This is a genomic window from Brevundimonas sp. LjRoot202 (assembly GCF_964253355.1).
GTDB lineage: Bacteria > Pseudomonadota > Alphaproteobacteria > Caulobacterales > Caulobacteraceae > Brevundimonas.
This window is the reverse complement of record NZ_CAXUQW020000003.1, coordinates 231,004-254,239: the sequence shown is the minus strand read 5'-3', so window position 1 is coordinate 254,239 and position 23,236 is coordinate 231,004. Positions and strand designations below refer to the sequence as shown.

Genomic DNA, 23,236 nt, shown 5'->3' with positions numbered 1-23,236 from the left:
GGCCTAGGCGGCCCGGCGCTTCCCGCCCATCAGCATCGACAGGATCCGGCCCAGGACCGTCGGCAGCTCGGCCCGCGTGACCACGCGGTCGACCATGCCCTTTTCCTGCAGGTATTCGGCGCGCTGGAAGCCCGGCGGCAGCTTCTCGCGGATGGTGGCCTCGATGACGCGCGGGCCGGCGAAGCCGATCAGGGCCCCCGGCTCGGCCAGGTGCACGTCGCCGAGCATGGCGTAGCTGGCGGTCACCCCGCCGGTGGTCGGGTCGGTCAGCACCACCACGAACGGCAGCTGGACCGCCTTCAGTTCCTGGATGGCCAGGGTGGTGCGGGCCATCTGCATCAGGCTGAGCGCGCCCTCCTGCATCCGCGCCCCGCCCGCCGCCGTGAAGCAGACCAGCGGCACGCCGCGCTCGATCGCGGCCCGGGCCGCGGCGATGAAGGCCTCGCCCGCGGCCATGCCCAGCGACCCGCCCATAAAGGTGAAGTCCTGCACGATGACCACCGCCGGCGTGCCGTCCAGCTCGCCGAAGCCGATAGCCATGGTGTCCTTGCGCCCGCTCGCCTTGCGCGCCGCCGACAGGCGGTCCTTGTAGGGTTTGCCGTCCGAGAATTTCAGCGGGTCCTCTGGGACATCGGGCGTCTCGATCGGCTCATAGGAGCCGCCGTCGAAGGTGAAGCGCAGCCGCGTCGGCGCGTCGATGCGCATGTGGCGACCGGTCGGCGTGACCCACAGCGACGCCTCGAGGTCGGACCGGTACAGCATCTCGCCGGTGTCGGGGTCCTTGACCCACAGGTTGTCGGGCGTGTCGCGCCGGCTGACGATCTTGCGCACGCCGGGGGCGAAGCGGGACAGCCAGCCGCCGCGCTTCTCCTGCTGGGGTTTGTTCTTGTCGACCATGAGCGGCGCTTTAGACGGTTTCCGGCGTCCTTGCACCCCGGACCGCGTTCGCGAGGGCCCTGACCCTGGCCAGAACGCGCCCGGCGGCCGGTTCGTTCGCCTCAAGCGCCGCCGCCACCTCGTCGACCAGCACCGAGCCGGCCACGACGGCGTCGGCCACGCGGGCGATCTCGGCCGCTCGCTCGGGGGTCCTGACGCCGAAGCCGACGGCGACGGGCAGGCCCGAGGCCTTGCGCACCCGCTCGACCGCGGGCGCCACCGATCCCGCCTGCGCCTCCTTGACCCCGGTCACCCCGGCCACCGAGACATAGTAGACGAAGCCCGAGGTGCGCCGGGCGATGATCTTCAGCCGGGCGTCGTCCGAGGTCGGCGTGGCCAGCCGGATCAGCGACACCTGCGCCGCGTCCAGCGCGTCCGACAGCGGCCCGGCCTCCTCCGGCGGACAGTCGACCACGATCACCCCGTCGACCCCCGCCGCCGCCGCGTCGTCGGCGAAGGCCCTGTAGCCGTAGGTCTCGATCGGATTGAGGTAGCCCATCAGGATCACCGGCGTGTCGGCGTCGCCCTCGCGGAAGGCCCGCGCCAGATCGAGCGTGCCCTTCAGCGTCAGCCCGGCCTTGAGGCCGCGCAGGGCTGCGCGCTGGATCGGCGGCCCCTCGGCCATCGGGTCGGAGAAGGGAAAGCCCAGTTCGATGATGTCGGCCCCCGCCGCCGGCAGGCCGCGCAGAATCTCCAGCGCCTGCTCCCGGGTCGGATCGCCGGCCATCACATAGGCGACGAAGCCGGCCCGGCCTTCGGCCTTCAGCGCCGCGAACCGGGCGTCGATGCGTGCGGTGGTCATGGCTGCGGAGCGTCCGCCGCCGCGCCGGGCTCACCCGCGGCGCACACGTCGCCGGGGATCAGGCCGAAGCCGAGATAGCCGGTCGCCTCCGGTCCGGCGGGGCGCGAGGTGTCGTAGAAGGCCTGCATCTGAAGACCGTCGCAGCCGCCGCCCTCGCGGCGCTTCACGAACACCACCCGGTTGGCGTCGCCCCCGGCCGCCAGCCAGCCCCGCCCCTCGAGTTCGGCGACATAGGCGTCGGCCAGGGCGCCGATCCCGGCGAGCGGGGCGCTGACGCAGAAGGCCTTGCCGGCCAGGCCATACAGGTTGCCGCAGTCCGGCGCGGATGTCGCGCCGGCGAGGGTCGGCACGTCGGGCAACGGCGACTGCGCCATCGCCGGACCGGTGAACAGCGCCGCCGCGGCGGCCAGAAGGATGAGTTTCATGGTCTAGAGCTCCACGCCGAGATGCTTCGCCACGGCGAAGATGTCCTTGTCGCCCCGCCCGCACATATTGAGCACGACGTCGCCGCCCTTGCCCACTTCCCGGGCGATCTCGCCGACGCGGGCCAGGGCATGGCTGGGCTCCAGCGCCGGAATGATCCCCTCGAGCTTCGAGCACAGCTGGAAGGCTTCCAGGGCCTCGGCGTCGGTCGTGGCGCGATATTCGGCGCGGCCGATGTCCTTGAGCCAGGCGTGCTCCGGCCCGATGCCCGGATAGTCGAGCCCGGCCGAGATGGAGTGACCCTCGAGAATCTGCCCGTCGTCGTCCTGCAGCAGATAGGTCCGGTTGCCGTGCAGCACGCCCGGGCGTCCGCCCTGCAGCGAGGCCGCGTGATCGGGGCCGTCCAGCCCGCGTCCGGCCGCCTCGACCCCGATCAGCCGCACGCCGGCGTCCTCGATGAACGGGTGGAACAGGCCGATGGCGTTCGACCCGCCGCCGATCGCCGCCACGCAGGCGTCCGGCAGCTTGCCCCTCCGCGCCAGCATCGAGGCCCGCGCCTCGCGCCCGATCACCGCCTGGAAATCGCGCACCATGGCCGGATAGGGATGCGGACCGGCCGCCGTGCCGATCAGGTAGTAGGTATCCTCGACATTGGTCACCCAGTCCCGCATCGCCTCGTTCATGGCGTCCTTGAGCGTGGCCCGCCCGGACGTCACCGGCACCACCTCGGCGCCCAGCAGCTTCATGCGGAAGACGTTGGGCATCTGCCGCTCGACGTCGGTCGCGCCCATGTAGACGACGCACTGCAGGCCGAAGCGGGCGCACACCGTCGCCGTCGCCACGCCATGCTGGCCGGCCCCGGTCTCGGCGATGATGCGGGTCTTGCCCATCCGCATGGCCAGCAGGATCTGGCCCATGCAGTTGTTGATCTTGTGCGCGCCGGTGTGGTTCAGCTCGTCGCGCTTGAACCAGATGTCGGCCGCGCCGTAGTGGGCCGTCAGCCGCTCGGCCAGGTACAGCGGGCTGGGCCGCCCGACATAGTCGGTCAGGAAGCCGTCCAGCTCGGCCTGGAACGACGGATCCGCCTTCGCCGCCTCGTACGCGTCGTTCAGCTGATGGATCAGCGGCATCAGCGTCTCGGCCACGAAACGCCCGCCATAGGGGCCGAAGCGGCCCTCGGCGTCGGGCATGGCGTAGCTGTTGGGGAGAATGGCGTTCACGGGGGCAAACTCGCGCGGGGGAGCGGCGGAAATCAGGCCGACCGCGCCGCCTCGAGGAAAGCCGCGATCAGGTGAGGGTCCTTAACACCGGGGCTGGTTTCCACGCCAGAGGACACATCGACGGCGGGCGCACCCGAAATCGTGATCGCCTCCCCGACATTGGCGGGTGTCAGCCCGCCCGCCACGAACCACGGCCGGCGGAAGGCCCGGTCAGCCAGCAGCGTCCAGTCGAACCGCGCGCCCACCCCGCCCGGCAGGTCCGATCCCTCCGGCGGCTTCGCATCGAACATCAGATGCTCGACGAACGGCTCCCAGGCCTCCGCCTCGGCGAAATCCTCATGCACACGGATGGGCAGGGCCTTGATGACCCCGGCCGCGGTCAGGGTCCGCACCCGTTCCGCCCGCGCCGGGGTTTCGGAGCCGTGCAGCTGGATCAGGTCCGGCTTGAGGATCAGGGCAATCTCGGTCAGCAGGGCGTCGTCGGCGTCGACGGTGACCGCCACCACCTTCGCCCGCCCTCGCGCCCGCTCGAACAGGGTCGCGGCGTGCAGCGGATCGATGTGGCGCGGACTCCTCGGGTACACCACCGCGCCGACGAAGGCCGCGCCCCCGGCCAGGGCGGCGTCGAGCGTTTCCGCTGTGGTCAGGCCGCAGATCTTGACGGAGGTCATGGGGAGCAGGTGGCGGCGCGCCCGCCCGAGGTCAAGCGAAGAGGCTGTCGATCTCGTCCGGCGTCAGCAGCCGCCACTGGCCCGGGGCCAGGTCGTCCGGCAGGGCCAGACCGCCGACCCGCTCACGGTGCAGGGCTTCGACATGATTGCCCACGGCGGCGAACATGCGCCGGACCATGTGGTAGCGGCCCTCGGTCACGGTCAGGCGCGCCTCGACCGGCGACAGCACCTCCAGCGCGGCGGGGGCCAGCGGCTTGTCCTCGCCCTCCAGCACCAGCCCGCCGGCGGCGAACAGCTCGGCCTCGGTTCCAGCCAGCGGCCGCGCCAGCGTGGCGCGATAGACCTTGGCCACGTGGCGTTTGGGCGAGATCACCCGGTGCAGCAGGTCGCCGTCGTCGGTGAGCAGCAGCAGGCCGGTGGTCGCCTTGTCGAGCCGGCCGATGGTCGAGATGGCCGGGTCGCGGCGCCGCCAGCGGTCGGGCAGGACGTCATAGACCAGCGCCCCGTCCTCCTTGTGCGAACAGGTCATGCCCAGCGGCTTGTGCAGCATCAGCACGAGGCCCGGCGGCGGGTCGAGCGGCTGGCCGTCGACCTCCATCCGCGACGGCAGGTCCGGTGTCACCGCGATCCGTTTCGACACGTCGGTCAGCTCGGCCCCGTCCAGCACGATGCCGCCGGCCTTGCCCAGCCGGGCCATTTCATTGCGCGAGCCGTAGCCCATCGAACCGAGAAGGCGGTCGACCCGCATGGTCGAAGGTTTGCTCACTTCACCGCCTCGAACACCTTGTAGCCGCCGGCGTCGGCGATCATGTCGACGCGCCTGAAGGCGGCGTTCAGCTCGGCCTCGTAGGGCAGGTGGCGGTTGGCGACGAGCCACAGCACCCCGCCCTTCTTCAACAGTCCGGCGGCCTTGCGGATGAAGGCCTGCCCCAGCCGTTTGTCCTCGGCCCCGCCGTCGTGGAACGGCGGATTGCTGACCGCAAAATTGAGCTCGGCGCCGTCCTCCAGCGTCCGCACATCGGCCCATTCGAAGCCCGCGCGCGGATCGGTCACGTTCTTCTTCGCCGCCTCGACCGCCCGCCGGTCGAGGTCGACCAGCCGCAGCGCGGTCACCTCCGGCGAGCGCAGCACCACCGTGGCCAGCGCCCCGTAGCCGCAGCCGAGGTCGATGCCCGCGCCCTTCAGCGGCGGCAGGGTCTGGGCCAGCGCCATGGTCCCGGCGTCGAGGCGGTCCCAGGCGAACACGCCCGGCTGCGACCACGCCTCCAGCCCCGGCACGATCCTCGGCGCGCCCGCGTCGATCGCCTCGTCCAGCCCCGTCACCCTCGCCGGCCGGATCACCACACAGCGTCGGTGATGGGCCTTGGCGCTCTCGCCGACCTCGACGCCGAAGGCCGCCAGCTCCTTCTTCAGCCGCGAGCCGCCCTTGTCCTTGGGGGCCATGACGTCGAGCCGCCCGCCGGGCTTCAGCGCCCGCAGCGCCAGCGCCAGGGTGTAACGCCGCTCCAGCACTCCGGGCGGCGCGTAGATCATGGCGACGTCGGCCGAGCCTTCGGCCACCGTTTCAAGCGCGGTCGAGCCGGGGATCAGGGGCGAGGTCTGGATCGCGTCGCCGGGCGGATCGAACACCGCCGGGGGGCGGCCGTACAGGAGGGTCGTCATGGTCGGGTCCATAGACCGATCAGGCCGGCGGCGCGACGGCCACGTCGTGGAGCAGGGCCCCGAAGCGGCGCAGGGCCTCGTCGGTCAGGTCGGGGTCGTATTTCATGGGCGGGGCGCTGGTCGGTTCGTCGAAGCTGTGGCTGCCGTCGGCGACCCAGGTTTCGACCTCGGCGCCGCAGTCGCGGATCATGGCGTGGATGCGTTCGGCGTTGCGGACGGTGGTCAGGTGGTCGGAGCGGGCGATCACGGCCAGGGTCTTCGGGCAGTGCCGCCACGGGCGCATGCGGTTGAAGGCGGCGACGCCGACGTAGGGGTAGGCGAGATACGTTCCGACCACGCCGTCGAGGGCGACGCGTCCGGGATCGGCGACGCCCAGCGCCGGGCGGGATCGGTCGGCGCTCATCGCCTCCATGATGCCCCAGCCGCCGTGGCTCCAGCCGGCGAGGACGATCTTCGAGGCGTCGACGTCAGGTCGTTGGGACACACCGTACAGGGTGGCCAGGATGTCGCCCGCCCGGTCGTGGCCGCGCAGCAGCAGGCCGGTGCAGACCGTGGCCATGGCGAACTCGCGGCTCCAGCCGCGCGGGGCGTATGAATCGACGGTGAAGGCGCGCCAGCCTGCCTGCCGGGCGACTTCAGCGTATTTGGGCAGATGACCGCGCAGGCCGCCGCAGCCGTGGAAGAGCAGCACTGCCGGGCGCGGCCGGTCGTTGTCGGGGCCGACCATGGTGGTGTGGGGCTCGAGCCGGGCCCAGCGCTGGGAGAGGGTGTCCATGGAAGAAGCTTAGCCGCTTTTGCCGCCCCGCCACACACCGTCCGTCGCCCTCGGGGCTTCATCCGGGGATGACGGCCCGAGGGAGCGAACCACCGCGTCGCGAGGGCTGCGCCCGATGCTTAATGCCGGAACACGCGCACGCCGGTGAAGGCCATGGCCACGCCGGCTTCGTCGGCGGCGGCGATGACCTCGTCGTCGCGGATCGAGCCGCCCGGCTGGATCACCGCCGTGGCGCCGGCCGCCACCGCCTCGAGCAGGCCGTCGGCGAAGGGGAAGAAGGCTTCGGAGGCGCAGGCGCTGCCCTGGGCCAGCGAGTGCGCCAGACCCTTGGCCTCGCCCGCCTCGCGGGCGCGGATGGCGGCGATGCGGGCCGAGTCGCGGCGGTTCATCTGGCCGGCGCCGATGCCGGCGGTCTGGCCGTCCCTGGCGTAGACGATGGCGTTGGACTTGACGTGCTTGGCCACGGTGAAGGCGAAGAGCATGTCCTCGATCTCCTGCGGCGTCGGCTGGCGGCGGGTGACGATCTTGAGGTCGGCGGGGGCGATGCGGCTGCGGTCGCGCGACTGGACGAGCAAGCCGCCCGCGACGGAGCGGAACACCTCGCCGGCCGCCAGCGGATCGGGCAGGCCGTCGGTGAGCAGCAGGCGCAGGTTCTTCTTGGCGGCGAAGATCGATTGCGCTTCTTCGTCGGCCCCCGGGGCGATGACCACCTCGGTGAAGATGTCGGTGATCAGCTTCGCGTCGGCGGCGGTCAGGGTGCGGTTGACGGCGATGACGCCGCCGAAGGCCGAGACGGCGTCGCACTCCAGCGCCCGGGCGTAGGCCGTCGCCAGATCGGTCCCGACGGCGACGCCGCAGGGGTTGGCGTGTTTGACGATGACGCAGGCCGGGGCCTCGAACTCGGCGACCAGCTCATAGGCGGCGTCGGCGTCGGCGATGTTGTTGTAGCCCAGCTCCTTGCCCTGGAGCTGGCGGGCGTTGGCCACGCCCGGGCGGGATTCGCCGGTGCGGTAGAAGGCCCCCGTCTGGTGCGGGTTCTCACCGTAGCGCAGGGTCTGGGCCAGCGCGCCGGCGATGGATTTGCGGGCCGGGGCGGCGTCCCCGACCTGCTGCGCGAACCAGCCGGAGACGGCGGCGTCATAGGCGGCGGTGCGGGCGAAGGCGCGGGCGGCGAGGCGTTTGCGCAGGTCCAGCGAGGTGGCGCCGTCGGCCTTCAGCGCGGCCAGCACCTCGTCCAGACCGGCCTTGTCGACGCAGACGGCGACGTAGCCGTGGTTCTTCGAGGCCGAGCGGATCATGGCCGGGCCGCCGATGTCGATGTTCTCGACCGCCGCCTCGAAGCCGCCGCCCGCCGCCACGGTCGCCTCGAACGGATAGAGGTCGATCCAGGCGATATCGATGCCGCCGATGCCGTGTTCGGTCATCGCCTGCGCATGCGAGGGTTCGTCGCGCACCCCGAGCAGGCCGCCGTGCACCACCGGGTGCAGCGTCTTGACCCGGCCGTCCATCATCTCGGGGAAGCCGGTCAGGTCGGCGACGTCCTTCACCGGCAGGCCGAAGCCGGCGATGGCGGCGCGGGTGCCGCCGGTCGAGACCAGTTCGACGCCGAGGTCGTGCAGGGCGCGGGCCGCGTCCTCCAGCCCGGTCTTGTCGCTCAGCGAGATCAGCGCGCGCTTCGGCGCCACGCGGTCGGGCGCGGGGGGAAAGTCGGGAGCGGCGGGCATGGCGGCGTCCGTATGCTGGAGGTCGGGGAGACGCGCGGGGCTCTAGCATTGTCCGCGGCGGGATAGAACCTCGGTCGAGCGATCGAGTGGCGAAACGGGTCCGGCGGCCCAGCCGCTCGGAAACGCGCCGCCCCGGCTCCGCGCTCACGACTTGCTCATGGTTCCCTCATGACGTCGCCGGAACGGGCCCCCTAGCGTGGCCATGGTTCATCACCGGAGATGAGGAGCAGGAAACATGACTCGATCCGACAAGACTGGTTGGGCTTTCACGGCGGGGCTCGCCGTGGCGGCCGTAACCTCGCTTCTGACCGTATGGACGACCGTGGTGCGCGACGACGGTTCGGCCGAGGGGTATTTCATGGTCATCCTCGCGGCGGGCGTGGGGAGTTTCGCGGCCATGTTCCGGGCCTCCGGCATGGCGCGAACCATGCTGGGGTGGCCGTGATGCATGCGGCGCTCGGCCTTCTGACCGCCACGGCGCCATCCACGGCGAGCCAGCCCGGCGCCTCCACAAATGCTCTGCTTTTCAGCGGCGGCTTTTCGCTTCTCTGGCTCACCTCGGCGGCGCTTTTCCGTGTCGCCGACGGATCACAACGGAGCCCGGAACCGTCCGATCAGCCCGCCAACTGATCGAAATCGACCACGATCGGCTCCCGCCCGATCAACGCCAGGAAGCGCCGGAACGCGTCCTGCGTCAGCGCCGTCGTCGCCGTGTTGGTCAGGGGATGGAAGTTGACCACATCCGCGTCCCACAGGGCCTTGTCGAGGACGAAGGTCACGCGCTGGACGGCGTCATTGATCAGGCCGAGCGCCGTCACCGAGCCCGGCGTCAGGCCGAGGGTCTCATAGAGCAGCCCCTCGTTTCCGAACGACAGCCGGTCCGAGCCGATCGTCTTGGGCGCCCGCTTCAGGTCGATGATCGTGTCCTGCCGGGCCGAGATCAGCCACAGCTTCCCCTTCTTGTCCTTGAGGAACAGGTTCTTGGTGTGCGCCCCGGGCAGGGCGGCCTTCAGCTCCAGCCCCTCCTCGACGCGGAACACCGCCGGATGGTCGTGCGTCGTCTGCGCCACGCCGTTCGCCGCCATCCACGCCAGCAGGCGGTCGCGGTCGAAGGCGGGCGGCTTGTCTTGGGTCATGGGGCCCCGCTAGGGATGAGAACCATCCCCGATACCCTCCGGAGCGCCGCCGTGGAACTGGAATGCTACCCGATGTCGGACCAGCCGTGCGACCTGGTGCCGGGCCGCCAGCCGCGCGACTGGATGGACGCCTTCCCCAGCCGCCACCCCTACCGCTGCCTGCCGCTGACCATGGCCAACACCACCGGCTGGGAGGTGCTGTGTCCGATCGGCTTCACCGCCGAATGGAACGGCGGACCCAGCCAGAACGACATCGTCATCACCCCCGACCGGCATTCGCCCAACCTGCACCACTTCGTCACCTCGCACTTCTCGCGCGGGGTGATGACCCTGCATCCGCAGTATCTGTTCCGGACGCCCCCGGGCTGGGGCCTGCTGGTCACCGGCGCGCCCAATCACGTCAAGGACGGCATCGCCCCCCTGACCGGCCTGGTCGAGACCGACTGGCTGCCCTTCCCCTTCACCATGAACTGGATCTTCACCCGCCCGGGCCGGGTCAAGTTCGAGCGCGGCGAGCCGTTCTGCTTCATCACCCCGATCGAGCACCGCAAGGCCGAGGCCTTCGAACCGGTGATCCGCTCGATCGAGTCCAACCCGGTGATGAAGGGCCAGTTCGAGGCCTGGAACCGCCAGCGCACGGACTTCAACAAGCGGCTGGCCTCGGGCGACCCCGACGCCGCCAAGGAGGCGTGGCAGCGCTTCTACTTCAAGGGCGAGCTGCCCGAGGACCTGGGCGCGGCGCCCGAGACGCATACGAACAAGCGGCGGCTGAAGGCGCCGAGGCTGGGATAGGGATTAGGGATTAGGGATGAGAGGTCAGGGAGGTGGGGTGCTGGTCGCCCCGATCCTAATCCCTAATCCCTCTTCCCCAATCCCTCGCTCCTACACCGGCCGCGGCACCCGCGGTCCGAGGTTCTGGATCACCTCGCGGGCGTCGAAGGCGTTCGGATCGCCGGCGGGCTTGGGCCCGTTCCCGACCACGATCTCGGCGGTGGCCTCGTAGCGGTCGATCTCGCGGATATCCATGCTCGGACCGAACGGATCGTACCACGGGCTCCAGAAGCCGCGGCGGTAGTAGCGCCATGACGGGCCCCAGAACGGGCTGTAGCGGTCATAGTAGAACGGGTCGGGCGAGGCCGAATAGCGCACATCGCGGTCGGTGGCGCGGTTGACCGTGGCGAACCAGTCGTGGCCGCTCTCAAGCGTCACCTCGGCGGCGCGCAGCAGCAGGCCCATCTCGACCTGCTCGCGCGAGGTCACCGAATTGCCGGCGAAGCTGACGCGGAAGCGGGTCTCGTCGATCCGCACGTCGGAATAGCCGTAGCGGCTGCCCTGTCCAGCCGGGCCGTAGGGAGTCGCCGTCGCGCAGGCCGAAAGGGCCAGCGCCGCCGTCATGGCCAGCAGGACGGGCTTGAGGACGCGGGTCTTCATCTGAATTCTCCTTGGGCGCCCAGCAGACGCCTTTCCTGCTGAACGGCACATGAACAACGCGGTTCCGCCGGGCAACAAGCCTTTATAATCGCGAGACAATAAGCACCGACGCCGCCAGCAGCAGGCCGCCGGTGACCAAGGCGAAGCCGCGCTGAAAACGCGGCTCCGACATGCGACGGGCCAGCGCCGCCCCACCCAGACCGTAGGCGGACATCGAGAGCACGTCCATGCCGATGGTGGCGACCGCGAACAGGGCCAGCTGCGCCGCCGCCGGCCGGTCTACGTCGAGGAACGGCGGCAGCACGGCGGTGAAGAACAACACCGCCTTGGGGTTGGCGATCTGGACCATGAAGCCGTCCACCAGGGCGCTGCGGCCCAACCGGATGATCGGCGCGTGCGGGTCGGCGGCGGTGCGGAACGCCCCGCGCAGGGCGTTGACCCCCAGCCACGCCACATACAGCGCCCCGCCGATGGAGATCAGCCGGAACACCTCGGGAAACGCGATCACCAGCGCCCCGAGCCCCAGCGCCGCGGCCGCGAACCAGACCAGGGTCGCGGCGTTCATGCCGATCACGCCGGCCATGGCGGCGGCGGGTCCGCGCTGGACGCCGTTGGCCACCGAAAACAGGTTGGCGGGCCCGGGCGTCCAGGCCATCACGGCCATGACTCCGAGGAAGGTCAGATAGAGGCGCGGATCGACGGGCAGGCCGGACATCGCCGCCGTGTCGCGTCACACGTCTCCCGGGTCAAGCGGGATCAGTCGGCGGCGGGTTCCGCCGGCGCGATTTCGGCCTCGACGGCGATCTCCGCCGTGGCGGCGTCGAGCTCGTCCATGGCCTCGTCGACCTCGTCCAGGGCGCCGCCGATGGCGTAGTCGGCCATCAGACCGTAGGTGGCCATGTGCTCGGGATCGTTGGACGCCCAGGAGCCGTTGGCGGCCATGCCGCCGGCCATGGCCATGGCCCCGGACATGTTGACCTCGGACATGGCTTCGGCGACCAGCGCCTCGATGTCGACCTCGGCCAGGGCCTGGCCGGCGATCGTCGCGGCGTGTTCGGTGACCACGGCGGTGAAGGCCTGGACATCCGGCGCATATTCGCCCCACAGGGCGGCGACACGGGCCTCGCGCTGTTCCTCGGGCAGGCTCTCGTCGGCGCTGAGGGCCTCGGCGCGCTCGCCGAATTCCTCCATGCGCAGCTCGAATCGCTCGGCGGCGGCCTCGATGGCGGCTTCGGCGGCGGTAGCAGCGGCCCCGGTGGTCTCCGGTTCCTGCGCGGCGGCGGCCGAGAGCGGCAGGATGGCGAGGGCGGCGGCGAGGGAAAGGGCCTTGATCATGGCGGGGCTCCTGAAGGACCCGCGCAAACTCCGCCCAACGCCGCTCCGCCTCAAGTGAAATCGCGGTAAGGCGGCGGACGCCTGCGCCCGCCGCCCCCTTCGCGCGGGTCTTACTCGGCCGGGGCGGGCGAGGGCGCCGCACCGGCCGCGGCTCCGGCGGCGGCGCCGGCCGCCGTTTCGACCTGACCGCGAACCATGGCGGGAATGCCCCTGATCATCGGGATGACCTGGGCCGCGGCCGCGGCCATCTGGGTCTTCTCTTCCTCGGTCCCCGTGCTCGCCTTGGCGTCGAAGAAGGCCTGAAGCTCGCCGGCGAAGGCATCCGCCTCGGGCTGGTACTGGGCCACAATGGCGTCGAGCGAAGCGGTGATGCGGGCCTGATCGCCGCCGGCCGCGATCGCAGCCTCCATCTCGCCGCCCATGGCCTCCATGCGGGCCTGGAAGACCTCGCTCCTGGCCTCCAGCGCCGCTTCGGCCGGATCGGCGGCCTCGGCGGCTGGCGGCGCGGCGGGGGCGTCCTGGGCGAAGGCAGGCGCGGCGAAGGCCAGAACGGCGGAAGCGGCGAGAACGATGCGAAGAGACATGACGGGTTCCTGATGCGTCGAAGGAGCCCATGCTCCTGCGCGCAGGGTGGCGCCAAACCGGGGCGAGCACGAGGCCATTTCTGACGGCCGTCCCCCGGTAGATTCGCGTCAGTCCCGGTCGCGCTGGTCCCGCTTGCCCAGCACGCGCAGGCGCAGGGCGTTCAGCTTGATGAAGCCGGCGGCGTCCTTCTGGTCGTAGGCCACGGCCCCGTCCTCGAAGGTGACCAGCTCCTGGTCGTACAGGCTGTGCGGGCTCTCGCGGCCGATCACCGTCGCATTGCCCTTGTAGAGCTTGACCCGGACCGTGCCCGACACCTTCGCCTGCGAATGGTCGATCGCAGCCTGCAGCATCTCGCGCTCGGGCGAGAACCAGAAGCCGTTGTAGATCAGGTGGGCGTATTTGACCGCCAGCTCGTCCTTCAGGTGCATGGCGCCGCGGTCGAGGGTGATCGACTCCATGCCCCGGTGCGCCGCCAGCAGGATGGTCCCGCCAGGGGTCTCGTAGACGCCGCGCGACTTCATGCCGACGAAGCGGTTCTCGACCAGATCCAGACGGCCGATGCCATTGTCGTGGCCATGCTGGTTGAGGGCGGTCAGCAGGGTCGCCGGGCTCATCGCCTCGCCGTTGATCGAGACCGCATCGCCCTTCTCGAAGCCGATGGTGATGACAGTCGGCGTGTCCGGCGCATCCTCAGGGCTGATCGTGCGCTGGTGCACGAACTCGGGGGCCTCGACCGCCGGGTCCTCCAGCACCTTGCCCTCGGACGAGGAGTGCAGAAGGTTGGCGTCGACGCTGAACGGGGCCTCGCCGCGCTTGTCCTTGGAGATCGGGATCTGGTGCTTCTCGGCGAAGTCGAGCAGGTGTTCGCGCGACTTGAAGTCCCACTCGCGCCACGGCGCCACGACCCGGATGTCGGGCTCCAGCGCATAGTAGCCCAGCTCGAAGCGGACCTGGTCGTTGCCCTTGCCGGTGGCGCCGTGACAGACGGCGTCGGCGCCGACCTGGCGGGCGATCTCGATCTGGCGCTTGGCGATCAGCGGCCGGGCGATCGAGGTGCCGAGCAGGTATTGCCCCTCGTACAGGGCGTTGGCGCGGAACATCGGGAAGACGTAGTCGCGCACGAACTCCTCGCGCAGGTCGTCGATGAAGATGTTCTCGGGCTTGATGCCCAGCTTGAGCGCCTTCTCCTTCGCCGGCGCCAGCTCCTCGCCCTGGCCGAGGTCGGCGGTGAAGGTCACGACCTCCGCGCCGTATTCGGTCTGCAGCCATTTGAGGATGATCGAGGTGTCCAGCCCGCCGGAATAGGCGAGCACGACCTTCTTGGGCGCGGGCAGGGTCATGAGGAGGTCCTTGGTCGAACGCGGGGAGGCGCTGCGCGCGCTTAAAGGACCAGACGCCCGGCGATGCAAGGGCGGGATTGCGGCGGGCCGGGAGCGACGTTTCAGTCCGCCCCGGCCGCTGGAGGTCGCCGTCGCACGAGAGCCGAGCCGCCGCGTCGGGCCAGGCCGATACCGCACCGGACGAACTGCAGACTGAAGATCGACAGGAACACCAGCGGCGCGGCGTCCGCAAACGTCGCCCAGCTCGGGTCGAGCGTCCAGGATCCCCACTGGCGGATGGCCTGCCAGACGAACAACGCCGGCAGGGCCGCGCCCAGCAAGGTGATCATCACGCCGTTGAGCAAGGTCGCCGCGGCGTCCTCGACGGTCTCGAGTTCATCCGCCATGGCCGGACCTTAACAGCGCGACGCCCGGCGGCAAGGTTCGGGCAGGGACGGGTCAGCCCCAGGGACCGCGACGATCCGGCGGCGTCGATGGGACGCTGGTCGAGGCTCGCACCGGCGGCGTCTTCGAGACGGAGGTGGACATCCCGGCCGTGGCGGGCGCCACAGCAGGACGCGGTCCCAACCCCATCCTCGCCCCCAGCTCCATCAGCGCCCGCACGCGGTTGCCGGTGTTGGGGTGGGTCGAGAACAGGTTGTCGGCGCCGCGTCCCGCCAGAGGGTTGATGATGAACAGCTGGCCCGAGGCCGGATTGCGCTCGGCGGTGACGTTGACGATGCGCTTCGAATACCCCTCGATCTTCTGCAGGGCCGAGGCCAGCGACGCGGGGTCGTCGGCGATCTCGGCCCCGACCCGGTCGGCCTCGTATTCGCGGGTCCGGCTGATGGCCATCTGCACCAGCCCGGCCGCCATCGGCGCGAGGATCATCAGCGCCAGGGCGCCGATCAGGCCGCCCGGCCGCTCGCGGTCGTCGCCGCCGCCGAAGAACAGGGCGAAATTGGCCAGGGCCGCGATCGCCCCCGCCACGGTGGCGGTCACCGTCATGGTCAGGGTGTCGCGGTTCTTCACATGGGCCAGCTCGTGCGCCATGACTCCGCGGATCTCCTCACGGGTCAGCATGTCGAGCAGGCCGGTGGTGGCGCACACGGCGGCGTTCTCCGGATTGCGGCCGGTGGCGAAGGCGTTGGGCTGGTCGTTGGGGATGATGGCCACAACCGGACGCGGCAGGCCGGCGTCCCGCGCCATCTGCACCACGTCGCCGACATAGGCGCGAACCACCGCATTGGGATGACTCTCGTCGACCGGCTGGGCCCGGTACATCTTCAGGACGATCTTGTCGGCGTTCCAGTAGCTGAACAGGTTCATGCCCCCGGCGACGACCAGGGCGATCAGCATGCCCGTCGCGCCGCCGATCAGATAGCCGAGGCCGGCGAACAGCGCGGTCAGGGCGGCCAGCAGGGCGAAGGTCTTGAGGTGGTTCATAGGCGGGAAAAACTCGATCGGCTCTGGCGCGGCGGGCGACGGGCGCTAACTTGTGCAGTCCCGGGCTTTGGCTCAAGGCAGGACCGCTGTGACCGATCAACCCACCCCCGACGACGCCGCCTTCAACGCCCCCGCCTTCAACACCGACGTGCCGCACGCCACGCCGGAGCGGCCGCTGGGCGACGCCGCGCGCCGGGCCCTGCTGGAGGCGGCCGGGCGCCGCGCGGCCGAGGCCGGGACAGCGCTGCAGCCCGAGCACGGCGGCCCGCGCGGACCCGAACCGACCCGCTACGGCGACTGGGAGAAGAAGGGTCTCGCCGTCGACTTCTGAGGCCGAAGGGTTAGCGCCGACTCCGTCGGGGGGAATGACACGGCCCCGATTTCGCCCCCTCGGTGCATTCCGGACCCTTTTCTTTCCAATAACTTAGAGTGGCTCCAGTCTCCGGAGTCCGTGTCATGCGCGCGTTAACGCTTTCCGCCATCCTCGCCCTTCTCGCGGCGGGACCCGCCCTGGCCGGCGATCCGAGGGGCGGCGGCCATCACAACCCTCCGCCCGGACCGCCGGCCGGACCCTGCTGCGGCCACGGCGGCGGCTCGCGCAATGTGAACATCAATGTGAACGCCCACGCCCGCGCCTCGGCCGAGGCCTCCGCGACCTCGCATTTCAACGCCCGCACCTATGATGTCGGCGGCGCCCGCGGCCGCGGCTACGGCGGAACCGTCTATGTCGGCGGCGGCTATGGCGGCGACGCGGGCGGCTACGGCTATGTCGGCGCGCCGGTCTACTACGACATCGACCGCCGCGTGCTCGCCTGCGCCAGCGCGCCGTTCGGCTATATGGTCACCGGCTTCGGGCGCGACGGACGCCGCCCGCCCTCCTGCGGCGGCCGCTATGAACACGCGTACGACACCGACGACCGCGGCGGCCGCTACGGCTACAGCGAACGCCACGACGCCCGGGAAGAGCGGTCGCACCAGTCCTACGAAAGCTACGAGGAATACGTGGCCTACGAGGAGTACGGGACCTACGCCTATGACGGGCCGGTCGAGGATCCGGACTACGGCATCGGCGATTACGAGCGCGGCTATATCGAGGGCCGCGACTGCGACTGCCATGACCGCGGTCCGGCCCCCTATCCGCCGGCCTACCTGCCCGAGCCGCCGCGCTATGAGCCGCCGTCGTATCCGCGGCCCTACGAGCCGCGCCCCGAACCGCCCCGCCAGCAGTACCGGCAGGAACCCGGAGAGCGCGGCTAGACCCCCGCGATCGACCCGACGATGGCCGAAGCCGCCGACAACGGATCGTCGGCCGCCACCACCGGCCGGGCCACGACCAGATGGCTCGCGCCCGCCTGCAGCGCCGCGCGCGGCGTCGCCACCCGCTGCTGGTCGCCCTTGTCCGCGCCCTCGGGGCGCACCCCGGGCGTGACGATCAGGAAGTCCGGCCGGCCCGCCGCGTCCGCCAGCGCCCGGGCCCGGGCCGCCTCCAGCGGGCTCGACACCACGCCGTCGACGCCGCAATCCAGCGCCTGCCGCACCCGTCGCTCGACCAGGTCGCCGGCGACGAAACCATAGCCGATCTCGGCCAGGTCGGCGTCCGACAGGCTGGTCAGCACCGTCACCGCCAGCAGTTTCGTGGCCGTTCCCGCCGCGTCGCGCCCCTTGACCGCGCCGCGCATCACCTGCGGCTCGGCGTGGACGGTCAGCAGGTCGCAGCCGCCCTCGGCCACGGCTCGCGCCGCGCCCTCCACCTGGGCCCCGATGTCGTGCAGCTTCCAGTCCTGGAACACCGCCTTGCCGGCGGCCCGCAGTTCGTGGGCGAAGGCCACGCCGCCCGGCCGCGCCAGCAGGGTGAGCCCGACCTTGTAGGCCGACACCGTCGCCCCCAGCCGCTCCACCATGGCCCGCGCCGCGTCGATCGACGGCAGGTCCAGGCCGACGATCAGGCGGGGGTCGGTCAACAGGGTCGTCATGACGTCGCTCCTTTGGCTCAATCAGGACTGGACGCGCGCGCGGGCGTCAGCCTTGATGGCCGTGAACGGTGAATTGCAGGGCGAGGTCAGCACATGAACGCGGTCGATCTGGGCGTCAACCTGTTCGTGGCCCTGTTCGCCCTGATGGACCCGATCGGCAACCTGCCGATCTTCGCCGCCGCCACGGCGGGCGCGTCGCTGCGTCAGCGCATCTCGGTCTCGGCGCTGATCTGCCTCTTCGCCGTGGTCTTTCTGGCCTTCTTCCTGTTCACCGGCTTGGCGCTGCTGCAGTTCTTCGGCATCTCCATGGCCGCCTTCCGCATCGCCGGCGGCATCCTCCTGCTGCTGCTCGGCCTCGACATGGTGCGCGAAGACTTCCTCAAGATGTTCGCCGACGCCGACGCCTCCTCGGACGCGCTCGACGTGCGCGGCTACGCCCGGCGCCGCTTCAAGCGGCTGATCGTGCCCTTCGCCATCCCGCTGGTGATCGGCCCCGGGGCCATCTCGACGGTCATCATCGTCGCCGGCGAGGGCGAGCAGATCGGCCCGACCGGGACCATGGCCGCCCTCGCGGCCATCGGGGCGGTCGGCTTCGTCAGCTTCGTCTGCTTCGCCCTGACCGGTCCGCTAAGCCGCCTGCTCGGCGACGTCGGCATGGCGGTCGTCGTCCGGGTGCTGGGCCTGATCCTGTGCGCCCTGGCCATCCAGTTCATGCTCTCCGGCCTGTCGGAAGCCATCCCGGGCATGTTCAGCACCATCGCCACGACGCCCTACCCGACCGGCGGACACTAGATCCGCTTCAGCCGCCTGGCGTGCCCGCCGACCATGGCCAGCGCCAGCCGGTCCGGCAGGTGTTTGGCCAGCCCCGCCAGCAGGTTGTTCATCACCCCCGGCGTGACGCTCGGCCGGTTGGCCTCGACCGCATCGTAGCCGATGCGCGCCACCCGCTCCGCATCCATCCACATCCAGCCCGGCCAGGCCGCCGAGACCTCCGCCCGCGTGCCGTTGGCGTCGTGGAATTCGGTCAGGGTGTAGCCGGGGCACAGGGCGGTGACGTGCACCCCGGTCCCGCGCAGCTCCAGATGAAGCCCCTGCGAGGCCTTGATCAGGAAGCTCTTGATCGGCCCGTACAGGGTGTCGCCCCCGGTCGCCGGCATCCGTCCGGCCAGCGAGGCGACATTGAGAATGCGGCCATAGCCCCGCCCGACCATCCCGGGGGCGAACAGCCGGGCGAGCTCGACCGGCGCGGTCAGCATGACCCGGATCATCGCCGCGTGCGCCTCCGGCTCCGCTTCGAGGAAGCCGGCCGTGCGGCTGAAGCCGGCGTTGTTGACCAGGCCGTCGACCGCAAGGCCCTTCGCCCTGATCGCCTCGAACAGGCGGCGCGGCGCGTCCGGGTCGGCGAGATCTTCGGGGATGACGGCCACGGCCGCGCCCCGTCCGGCCAGTTCGGCCGCGAGCGCCTGCAGCGGCGCTTGGCGGCGGGCGGTGAGGATCAGGTCCCAGCCTTCGGCCGCGTACACCCGGGCCAGCGCCGCGCCGATCCCGGCGGAGGCGCCGGTGATCAGGGCCGTCCGGCGGACGTTGGACTTCACGCGGTCCCCGAACTCAGGCCGCAACGGGGCAGGACGAATGCGGCGCGAAGGCCGCCAGCGACGGCGGGTCCTCGGCCAGCAGGTCGGCGATGGTGATCTTGGCCAGCGCCTCGCCGGCGGCGCGGTCGGCGGCGGTCAGGGCCTTGGCCACCTGTCGGGGAATGTGGGTGCTGACCGGGCAGTTCTGCGCCCCAGCGGGCGGCGAGCCGAGGTGGGCGCACCCGTTCACGGCCCGCAACACCGCGTCCAGTGTGATGGCTTCGGGCCGGTGCAGCAGCCAGGCCCCGCCCGAAACGCCGGGCCGGGTGGCGATCAGCCCGGCCTTGGCCAGCAGCGCCGTCACGCGCCGCACCACCACCGGATTGGTCGGGATCGAGGCGGCCAGAACCGCGCTCGGCGCGGCCTCGGCCGGCGAGTAGGCGCCCTTGTGGGCCAGATAGGCCAGGGCGTGGGCGGCGACGGGAAATCGTTGGCTGTCTGACATGGCGTTATCCACAAGATAGGATGTCGGCGGCGCTTTCACAAACGGGGGCCCGTTCGCCGGCGTCGTTCAACTCCCCGGGGCCTCCCGGACCGCTGCGGCCGGTGCAACCTTCGCACCTGCAGCACGATTGAACCGGCGGATGAAAGGGCCTAAAGGCTCGCCGCTCGTTTGATGGGAACCGCACTGTTGCGGCGTCCCGGAGGCACTTCATGGTCGGGGCCCCTCCCCAAGGTGAAGACGGCAAGCCCGCCGCGAATTCCCCCTCCCCCCAGGACAAGTCCGTCGCACCGGCCCACCCGCACCCCGCGGCGGCCGGCGAAGGCGGTCACGTCAAGGCCGGCAAATGGGGCCTGATCATCGGCGCCATCGGCGTGGTGTTCGGCGACATCGGCACCAGCCCGCTCTACGCCATGCGCGAGGCGCTGCACCACAGCCGCAGCGGCGGCACGGCCGAGCTGGCCGTGCTGGGCGTGGTTTCGCTGGTGTTCTGGGCGCTGATCCTGGTCGTGACCCTGAAATACGTCGTCTTTCTGATGAAGGCCGACAACAAGGGCGAGGGCGGCACCCTGGCCCTGATGGCGCTGGCCCAGCGGGCCATGGGCCGACGCTCGGGCCTGGTCTTCCTGCTCGGCGTTTGCGGCGCGGCGTTGTTCTATGGCGACGGGGTGATCACCCCGGCCATCTCGGTCGTCTCGGCGGTCGAGGGCCTGCGCGACGCGCCGGGGATCGGCAGCTCCCTCAGCCCCTTCATCCTGCCCATCGCGGCGGGCATCCTGATCGCCCTGTTCATGATCCAGTCGCGCGGCACCGCCAGCGTGGCCCGCTACTTCGGCCCGCTGACAGCGGTCTGGTTCCTGATCCTGGCCGGCCTCGGCCTGTGGCACATCTTCGACGACATCTCGATCCTGCGCGCCCTGTCGCCGCACTACGGCGTGCTGTTCCTGATCGACAACGGCTTCCTCGGCTTCGTCATCCTCGGCAGCGTCTTCCTCGCGGTGACCGGCGCCGAGGCGCTCTACGCGGACATGGGTCATTTCGGCAAGGCGCCGATCCGGCAGGGTTGGCTGATCTTCGTCCTGCCCTGCCTGACCCTCAACTATCTCGGCCAGGGCGCCCTGGTGCTGGCCGAACCGGCGGCGCTCGCCAATCCGTTCTGGAAGATGGTGCCCGAGTTCGCCTACTGGCCGGTCCTGATCATGGCCACCATCGCCACGGTCATCGCCTCGCAGGCGGTCATCACCGGCGCCTTCTCCGTCACCCAGCAGGCGGTCCAGCTGGGCCTGCTGCCCCGCATCGACATCCGCAACACCTCGGAAAGCCAGGCCGGCCAGATCTTCGTGCCGTCGGTCAACCTGATGCTGATGGTCGGCGTTCTGGCGCTGGTGGCGACCTTCCAGACCTCCACCGCCCTGGCCGCCGCCTACGGCATCGCGGTGACCGGCTCGATGTTCGTCGACACCCTGCTGGCCTGGTTCATCGTGCGCCGGCTGTGGAAGTGGAGCCTGCCGGTCAGCCTCGCCGCGCTCGCGCCCTTCCTGGTCATCGATCTGGTCTTCCTGACCTCGAACCTGCTGAAAATCCCGCAGGGCGCCTGGTTCCCGCTGGCGCTCGGCGTGATCCTGATCCTGATCATGTGGACCTGGGTGCGCGGCACGCAGATCGTCACCGCCAAGACCCGCAAGGACAGCCTGCCGCTCGCCGACCTGATCGAGATGCTGCGCGCCAGGCCGCCGCACCGGGCCCCCGGCACGGCTATCTTCCTGACCTCGGACCCGGACATCGCCCCGGTCGCGCTGATGCACAATCTCAAGCACAACAAGGTGCTGCATGAGAAGAACGTCATCCTGACCGTGCGCACCACGGACCGGCCGCGCGTCTCCGCGGCCGACCGGGTCAGGATCGAGCCGATCTCGGACGACTTCAAGAAGCTGATCGTCTCCTACGGCTTCATGGAGCGGCCCAACGTGCCCAAGGCGCTCAATCTGTGCCGCAAGCAGCAGGGGCTGAAGTTCGACATCATGTCGACCAGCTTCTTCCTCGGCCGCCGCTCGCTGGTGCCGTCGGCCAACCAGGGCATGCCCCTTTGGCAGGACCGTCTGTATATCTTCCTGATGCGCAACGCGGCCAATCCGACCGACTTCTTCCACATCCCCCCGGGGCGGGTGGTCGAACTGGGCACGCAGGTGTCGGTGTGAGCCGCGAACCGACCGGGGGCCGCAGCTCGGCCGCCCGCGGCCGCCGCATGGCCGAGAAGTCGCGCGGGCCGCGTCCGCCGAAGGTCGAACAGCCCCGCGACGAGGCCGCCGACATCGGCGTCGAGGCGCGGCTGGCCGCCGGCGTGCTGCTCAACGCGGCGCTGGAAGGCCGTGGCGGGCTGGACGCCGCCCTGTCGTTCCGCGAGGTCGCCGACCTGCCCGGCCCCGACCGCGCCTTCGCCCGCGCCGTAGCCATGGCCGCCCTGCGCCGGCTGGGCGAGATCGACCAGATCCTCGACCGCAAGCTCCAGAAGGGTCCGCCGCTGGCGGTGCGCACCATTCTGCGCGTCGCCCTGGCCCAGACCCTGGTGCTCGAGACCCCCGCCTTCGCCGCCGTCTCCACCGCCGTGAAGCTGGCCGAGCGCGATCCGAAGACCCGCCCCTACAAGAATCTCGTCAACGCCGTCCTGCGCGGCATCGAGCGCGAGGGCCCCGGCCTGACCACGGCCGAGTCCAACCTGCCCGACTGGCTGTCGGCGCGCTGGCGGGCGACCTACGGCGAGCCCGCCCTGGCCGGGCTGGCGCTGGCCACCCGCGAGGAGCCGGCCACCGACCTCAGCATCAAGCCGGAGGTCGATCCCGCCGCCGTCGCCGACGCGGTGGACGGGGAAGTCCTGCCCGGCGGGACCGTGCGCACCGGACGGCGCGGCGACGTGGCCGGCTGGCCCGGCTTCGACGACGGAACCTGGTGGGTGCAGGACGCCGCCGCCGCGGTCGCGGCCCGCCTGCTGGCCCCGAAAGCCGGCGAGACCGTCGTCGACTTCTGCGCCGCGCCCGGCGGCAAGACCCTGCAACTGGCCGCCGCCGGCGCCGCGGTCGTCGCGCTGGACCGGTCCGCGACCCGCCTGAAGCGGCTCGAAGCCAACCTGGCCCGCACCCGCCTGGCCGCCGAGGTCGTGGCCACGCCGGCCGAGGACTGGGACGACCCGCGCGTCTTCGACGCCGTCCTGCTCGACGCCCCCTGCACCTCCACCGGCACCTTCCGGCGCAATCCCGAGGTCCTGCGCGCCACCAAGCCCGCCGATGTGGCCAAGCTGGCCGATGTCCAGCACCGCCTGCTCGACGCCGCCGCCCTTCGGGTGAAGCCGGGCGGCCGGCTGGTCTATTGCGTCTGTTCGCTGGAGCGCGAAGAGGGCGAGACCCAGGTCATCGCCTTCCTGCGCCGCAACCCCGCCTTCAAGACCGCCCCCGCCGTCCCGGCCGAGCTCGGCGCCCCCGACGAGGCCCTGACCCCTGAAGGCTGGCTGCGCATCCTGCCCTCGATGTGGGCGGAGAAGGGTGGCCTCGACGGCTTCTTCATCGCCCGGCTGGACTGCATCGAATAGCCCTCTCCCGATGGGAGAGGGTCTCCTTTCCCGAAAACCCTGCCAACCCGTACCCTGTCATCCCGACACTTCGCGCGTCATTCCGACACTCCCGGTCACATCGAAGCCGCCGGCAAACCGACTCGATTCTCTCCCACGT

Annotated in this window: 27 protein-coding genes; 7 read left to right on the top strand and 20 right to left on the bottom strand. The window is 70.8% G+C overall.

All coding sequences use genetic code 11. The features are described 5' to 3' along the window. Positions 1–3: 3 nt before the first annotated feature. The 9 genes from ACSQ1L_RS09135 to purH form a co-directional block, all read right to left on the bottom strand. Positions 4–897, bottom strand: coding sequence for an acetyl-CoA carboxylase carboxyltransferase subunit beta (locus tag ACSQ1L_RS09135; RefSeq protein ID WP_435994149.1), 894 nt, complete (start codon positions 895–897; stop codon positions 4–6). A 10-nt stretch (positions 898–907) separates the two neighbouring features. Then, positions 908–1,738 carry a tryptophan synthase subunit alpha gene (gene trpA / locus ACSQ1L_RS09130; protein WP_435994147.1) on the bottom strand — a complete coding sequence of 277 codons (831 nt, stop codon included), beginning with the start codon at positions 1,736–1,738 and terminating at the stop codon, positions 908–910. Further along, positions 1,735–2,163 (bottom strand): hypothetical protein, encoded by a 429-nt coding sequence (locus ACSQ1L_RS09125; protein ID WP_435994145.1) that lies wholly within the window; start codon positions 2,161–2,163, stop codon positions 1,735–1,737. The genes trpA and ACSQ1L_RS09125 overlap by 4 nt, the downstream gene beginning before the upstream one ends. 3 nt (positions 2,164–2,166) lie before the next feature. Further along, a complete protein-coding gene (gene trpB, locus ACSQ1L_RS09120) occupies positions 2,167–3,351 on the bottom strand; it encodes a tryptophan synthase subunit beta (RefSeq protein WP_435994270.1) in 1,185 nt (394 codons plus the stop codon). A 62-nt stretch (positions 3,352–3,413) separates the two neighbouring features. Next, a complete protein-coding gene (locus ACSQ1L_RS09115) occupies positions 3,414–4,052 on the bottom strand; it encodes a phosphoribosylanthranilate isomerase (RefSeq protein ID WP_435994143.1) in 639 nt (212 codons plus the stop codon). 31 nt (positions 4,053–4,083) lie between these two features. Then, on the bottom strand, positions 4,084–4,800 hold the full coding sequence (locus ACSQ1L_RS09110) for a pseudouridine synthase (RefSeq protein WP_435994268.1): 717 nt from the start codon (positions 4,798–4,800) through the stop codon (positions 4,084–4,086). 14 nt (positions 4,801–4,814) lie between these two features. Beyond that, positions 4,815–5,714 (bottom strand): class I SAM-dependent methyltransferase, encoded by a 900-nt coding sequence (locus tag ACSQ1L_RS09105; RefSeq protein WP_435994141.1) that lies wholly within the window; start codon positions 5,712–5,714, stop codon positions 4,815–4,817. 19 nt (positions 5,715–5,733) lie between these two features. Next, positions 5,734–6,489 (bottom strand): dienelactone hydrolase family protein, encoded by a 756-nt coding sequence (locus tag ACSQ1L_RS09100; protein WP_435994139.1) that lies wholly within the window; start codon positions 6,487–6,489, stop codon positions 5,734–5,736. 119 nt (positions 6,490–6,608) lie between these two features. Beyond that, positions 6,609–8,213 (bottom strand): bifunctional phosphoribosylaminoimidazolecarboxamide formyltransferase/IMP cyclohydrolase, encoded by a 1,605-nt coding sequence (gene purH / locus ACSQ1L_RS09095; RefSeq protein WP_435994137.1) that lies wholly within the window; start codon positions 8,211–8,213, stop codon positions 6,609–6,611. A gap of 235 nt (positions 8,214–8,448) precedes the next feature. Here purH and ACSQ1L_RS09090 point away from each other — a divergent pair, with 235 nt between their 5' ends. Beyond that, positions 8,449–8,658 carry a hypothetical protein gene (locus ACSQ1L_RS09090; protein ID WP_435994135.1) on the top strand — a complete coding sequence of 70 codons (210 nt, stop codon included), beginning with the start codon at positions 8,449–8,451 and terminating at the stop codon, positions 8,656–8,658. 169 nt (positions 8,659–8,827) lie between these two features. Here ACSQ1L_RS09090 and ACSQ1L_RS09085 read toward each other — a convergent pair whose 3' ends face one another. After that, on the bottom strand, positions 8,828–9,349 hold the full coding sequence (locus tag ACSQ1L_RS09085) for a prolyl-tRNA synthetase associated domain-containing protein (protein ID WP_435994133.1): 522 nt from the start codon (positions 9,347–9,349) through the stop codon (positions 8,828–8,830). 51 nt (positions 9,350–9,400) lie between these two features. On the opposite strand from ACSQ1L_RS09085, the gene ACSQ1L_RS09080 reads away from it, so the two are divergent. Then, a complete protein-coding gene (locus ACSQ1L_RS09080) occupies positions 9,401–10,141 on the top strand; it encodes a DUF6065 family protein (protein ID WP_435994131.1) in 741 nt (246 codons plus the stop codon). Positions 10,142–10,231: 90 nt separating this feature from the next. Here ACSQ1L_RS09080 and ACSQ1L_RS09075 read toward each other — a convergent pair whose 3' ends face one another. From ACSQ1L_RS09075 to htpX, 7 genes are all read right to left on the bottom strand, one after another. Continuing rightward, a complete protein-coding gene (locus tag ACSQ1L_RS09075) occupies positions 10,232–10,780 on the bottom strand; it encodes a CC0125/CC1285 family lipoprotein (RefSeq protein ID WP_435994129.1) in 549 nt (182 codons plus the stop codon). Between the two features lie 82 nt (positions 10,781–10,862). Beyond that, positions 10,863–11,495, bottom strand: coding sequence for a LysE family translocator (locus tag ACSQ1L_RS09070; RefSeq protein ID WP_435994127.1), 633 nt, complete (start codon positions 11,493–11,495; stop codon positions 10,863–10,865). Positions 11,496–11,536: 41 nt separating this feature from the next. Next, complete coding sequence (locus tag ACSQ1L_RS09065) at positions 11,537–12,115, bottom strand: hypothetical protein (RefSeq protein WP_435994125.1); 579 nt, start codon at positions 12,113–12,115, stop codon at positions 11,537–11,539. A 110-nt stretch (positions 12,116–12,225) separates the two neighbouring features. Continuing rightward, positions 12,226–12,699, bottom strand: coding sequence for a translation initiation factor IF-2 (locus tag ACSQ1L_RS09060; protein WP_435994123.1), 474 nt, complete (start codon positions 12,697–12,699; stop codon positions 12,226–12,228). Between the two features lie 108 nt (positions 12,700–12,807). Beyond that, a complete protein-coding gene (locus ACSQ1L_RS09055; protein WP_435994121.1) occupies positions 12,808–14,040 on the bottom strand; it encodes an argininosuccinate synthase in 1,233 nt (410 codons plus the stop codon). Positions 14,041–14,141: 101 nt separating this feature from the next. Next, positions 14,142–14,426 carry a hypothetical protein gene (locus ACSQ1L_RS09050; protein ID WP_435994119.1) on the bottom strand — a complete coding sequence of 95 codons (285 nt, stop codon included), beginning with the start codon at positions 14,424–14,426 and terminating at the stop codon, positions 14,142–14,144. A 52-nt stretch (positions 14,427–14,478) separates the two neighbouring features. Then, positions 14,479–15,465, bottom strand: coding sequence for a zinc metalloprotease HtpX (gene htpX, locus ACSQ1L_RS09045; protein WP_435994117.1), 987 nt, complete (start codon positions 15,463–15,465; stop codon positions 14,479–14,481). An 88-nt stretch (positions 15,466–15,553) separates the two neighbouring features. On the opposite strand from htpX, the gene ACSQ1L_RS09040 reads away from it, so the two are divergent. Both ACSQ1L_RS09040 and ACSQ1L_RS09035 read left to right on the top strand, forming a co-directional pair. After that, positions 15,554–15,796 carry a DUF1674 domain-containing protein gene (locus ACSQ1L_RS09040; protein ID WP_435994115.1) on the top strand — a complete coding sequence of 81 codons (243 nt, stop codon included), beginning with the start codon at positions 15,554–15,556 and terminating at the stop codon, positions 15,794–15,796. Positions 15,797–15,921: 125 nt separating this feature from the next. After that, positions 15,922–16,722 carry a hypothetical protein gene (locus tag ACSQ1L_RS09035; RefSeq protein WP_435994113.1) on the top strand — a complete coding sequence of 267 codons (801 nt, stop codon included), beginning with the start codon at positions 15,922–15,924 and terminating at the stop codon, positions 16,720–16,722. On the opposite strand, the gene pyrF is transcribed toward ACSQ1L_RS09035, so the two are convergent. Next, positions 16,719–17,429 carry an orotidine-5'-phosphate decarboxylase gene (gene pyrF, locus ACSQ1L_RS09030; protein ID WP_435994266.1) on the bottom strand — a complete coding sequence of 237 codons (711 nt, stop codon included), beginning with the start codon at positions 17,427–17,429 and terminating at the stop codon, positions 16,719–16,721. The two genes, ACSQ1L_RS09035 and pyrF, sit on opposite strands and share 4 nt — an antisense overlap. Before the next feature lie 102 nt (positions 17,430–17,531). On the opposite strand from pyrF, the gene ACSQ1L_RS09025 reads away from it, so the two are divergent. Next, entirely contained in the window at positions 17,532–18,230 is a 699-nt protein-coding gene (locus ACSQ1L_RS09025; protein ID WP_435994111.1) for a MarC family protein, read from the top strand. On the opposite strand, the gene ACSQ1L_RS09020 is transcribed toward ACSQ1L_RS09025, so the two are convergent. Both ACSQ1L_RS09020 and ACSQ1L_RS09015 read right to left on the bottom strand, forming a co-directional pair. Next, positions 18,227–19,033 (bottom strand): SDR family NAD(P)-dependent oxidoreductase, encoded by an 807-nt coding sequence (locus ACSQ1L_RS09020; RefSeq protein WP_435994109.1) that lies wholly within the window; start codon positions 19,031–19,033, stop codon positions 18,227–18,229. The two genes, ACSQ1L_RS09025 and ACSQ1L_RS09020, sit on opposite strands and share 4 nt — an antisense overlap. Positions 19,034–19,046: 13 nt before the next feature. Next, positions 19,047–19,517, bottom strand: a complete 471-nt coding sequence (locus ACSQ1L_RS09015; protein WP_435994107.1) for an Rrf2 family transcriptional regulator — start codon at positions 19,515–19,517, stop codon at positions 19,047–19,049. Positions 19,518–19,726: 209 nt separating this feature from the next. On the opposite strand from ACSQ1L_RS09015, the gene ACSQ1L_RS09010 reads away from it, so the two are divergent. Together ACSQ1L_RS09010 and ACSQ1L_RS09005 are read left to right on the top strand one after the other, a co-directional pair. Beyond that, positions 19,727–21,712 (top strand): potassium transporter Kup, encoded by a 1,986-nt coding sequence (locus ACSQ1L_RS09010; protein WP_435994105.1) that lies wholly within the window; start codon positions 19,727–19,729, stop codon positions 21,710–21,712. A gap of 47 nt (positions 21,713–21,759) precedes the next feature. Further along, positions 21,760–23,097, top strand: a complete 1,338-nt coding sequence (locus ACSQ1L_RS09005; RefSeq protein ID WP_435994264.1) for an RsmB/NOP family class I SAM-dependent RNA methyltransferase — start codon at positions 21,760–21,762, stop codon at positions 23,095–23,097. Positions 23,098–23,236 lie beyond the last annotated feature (139 nt).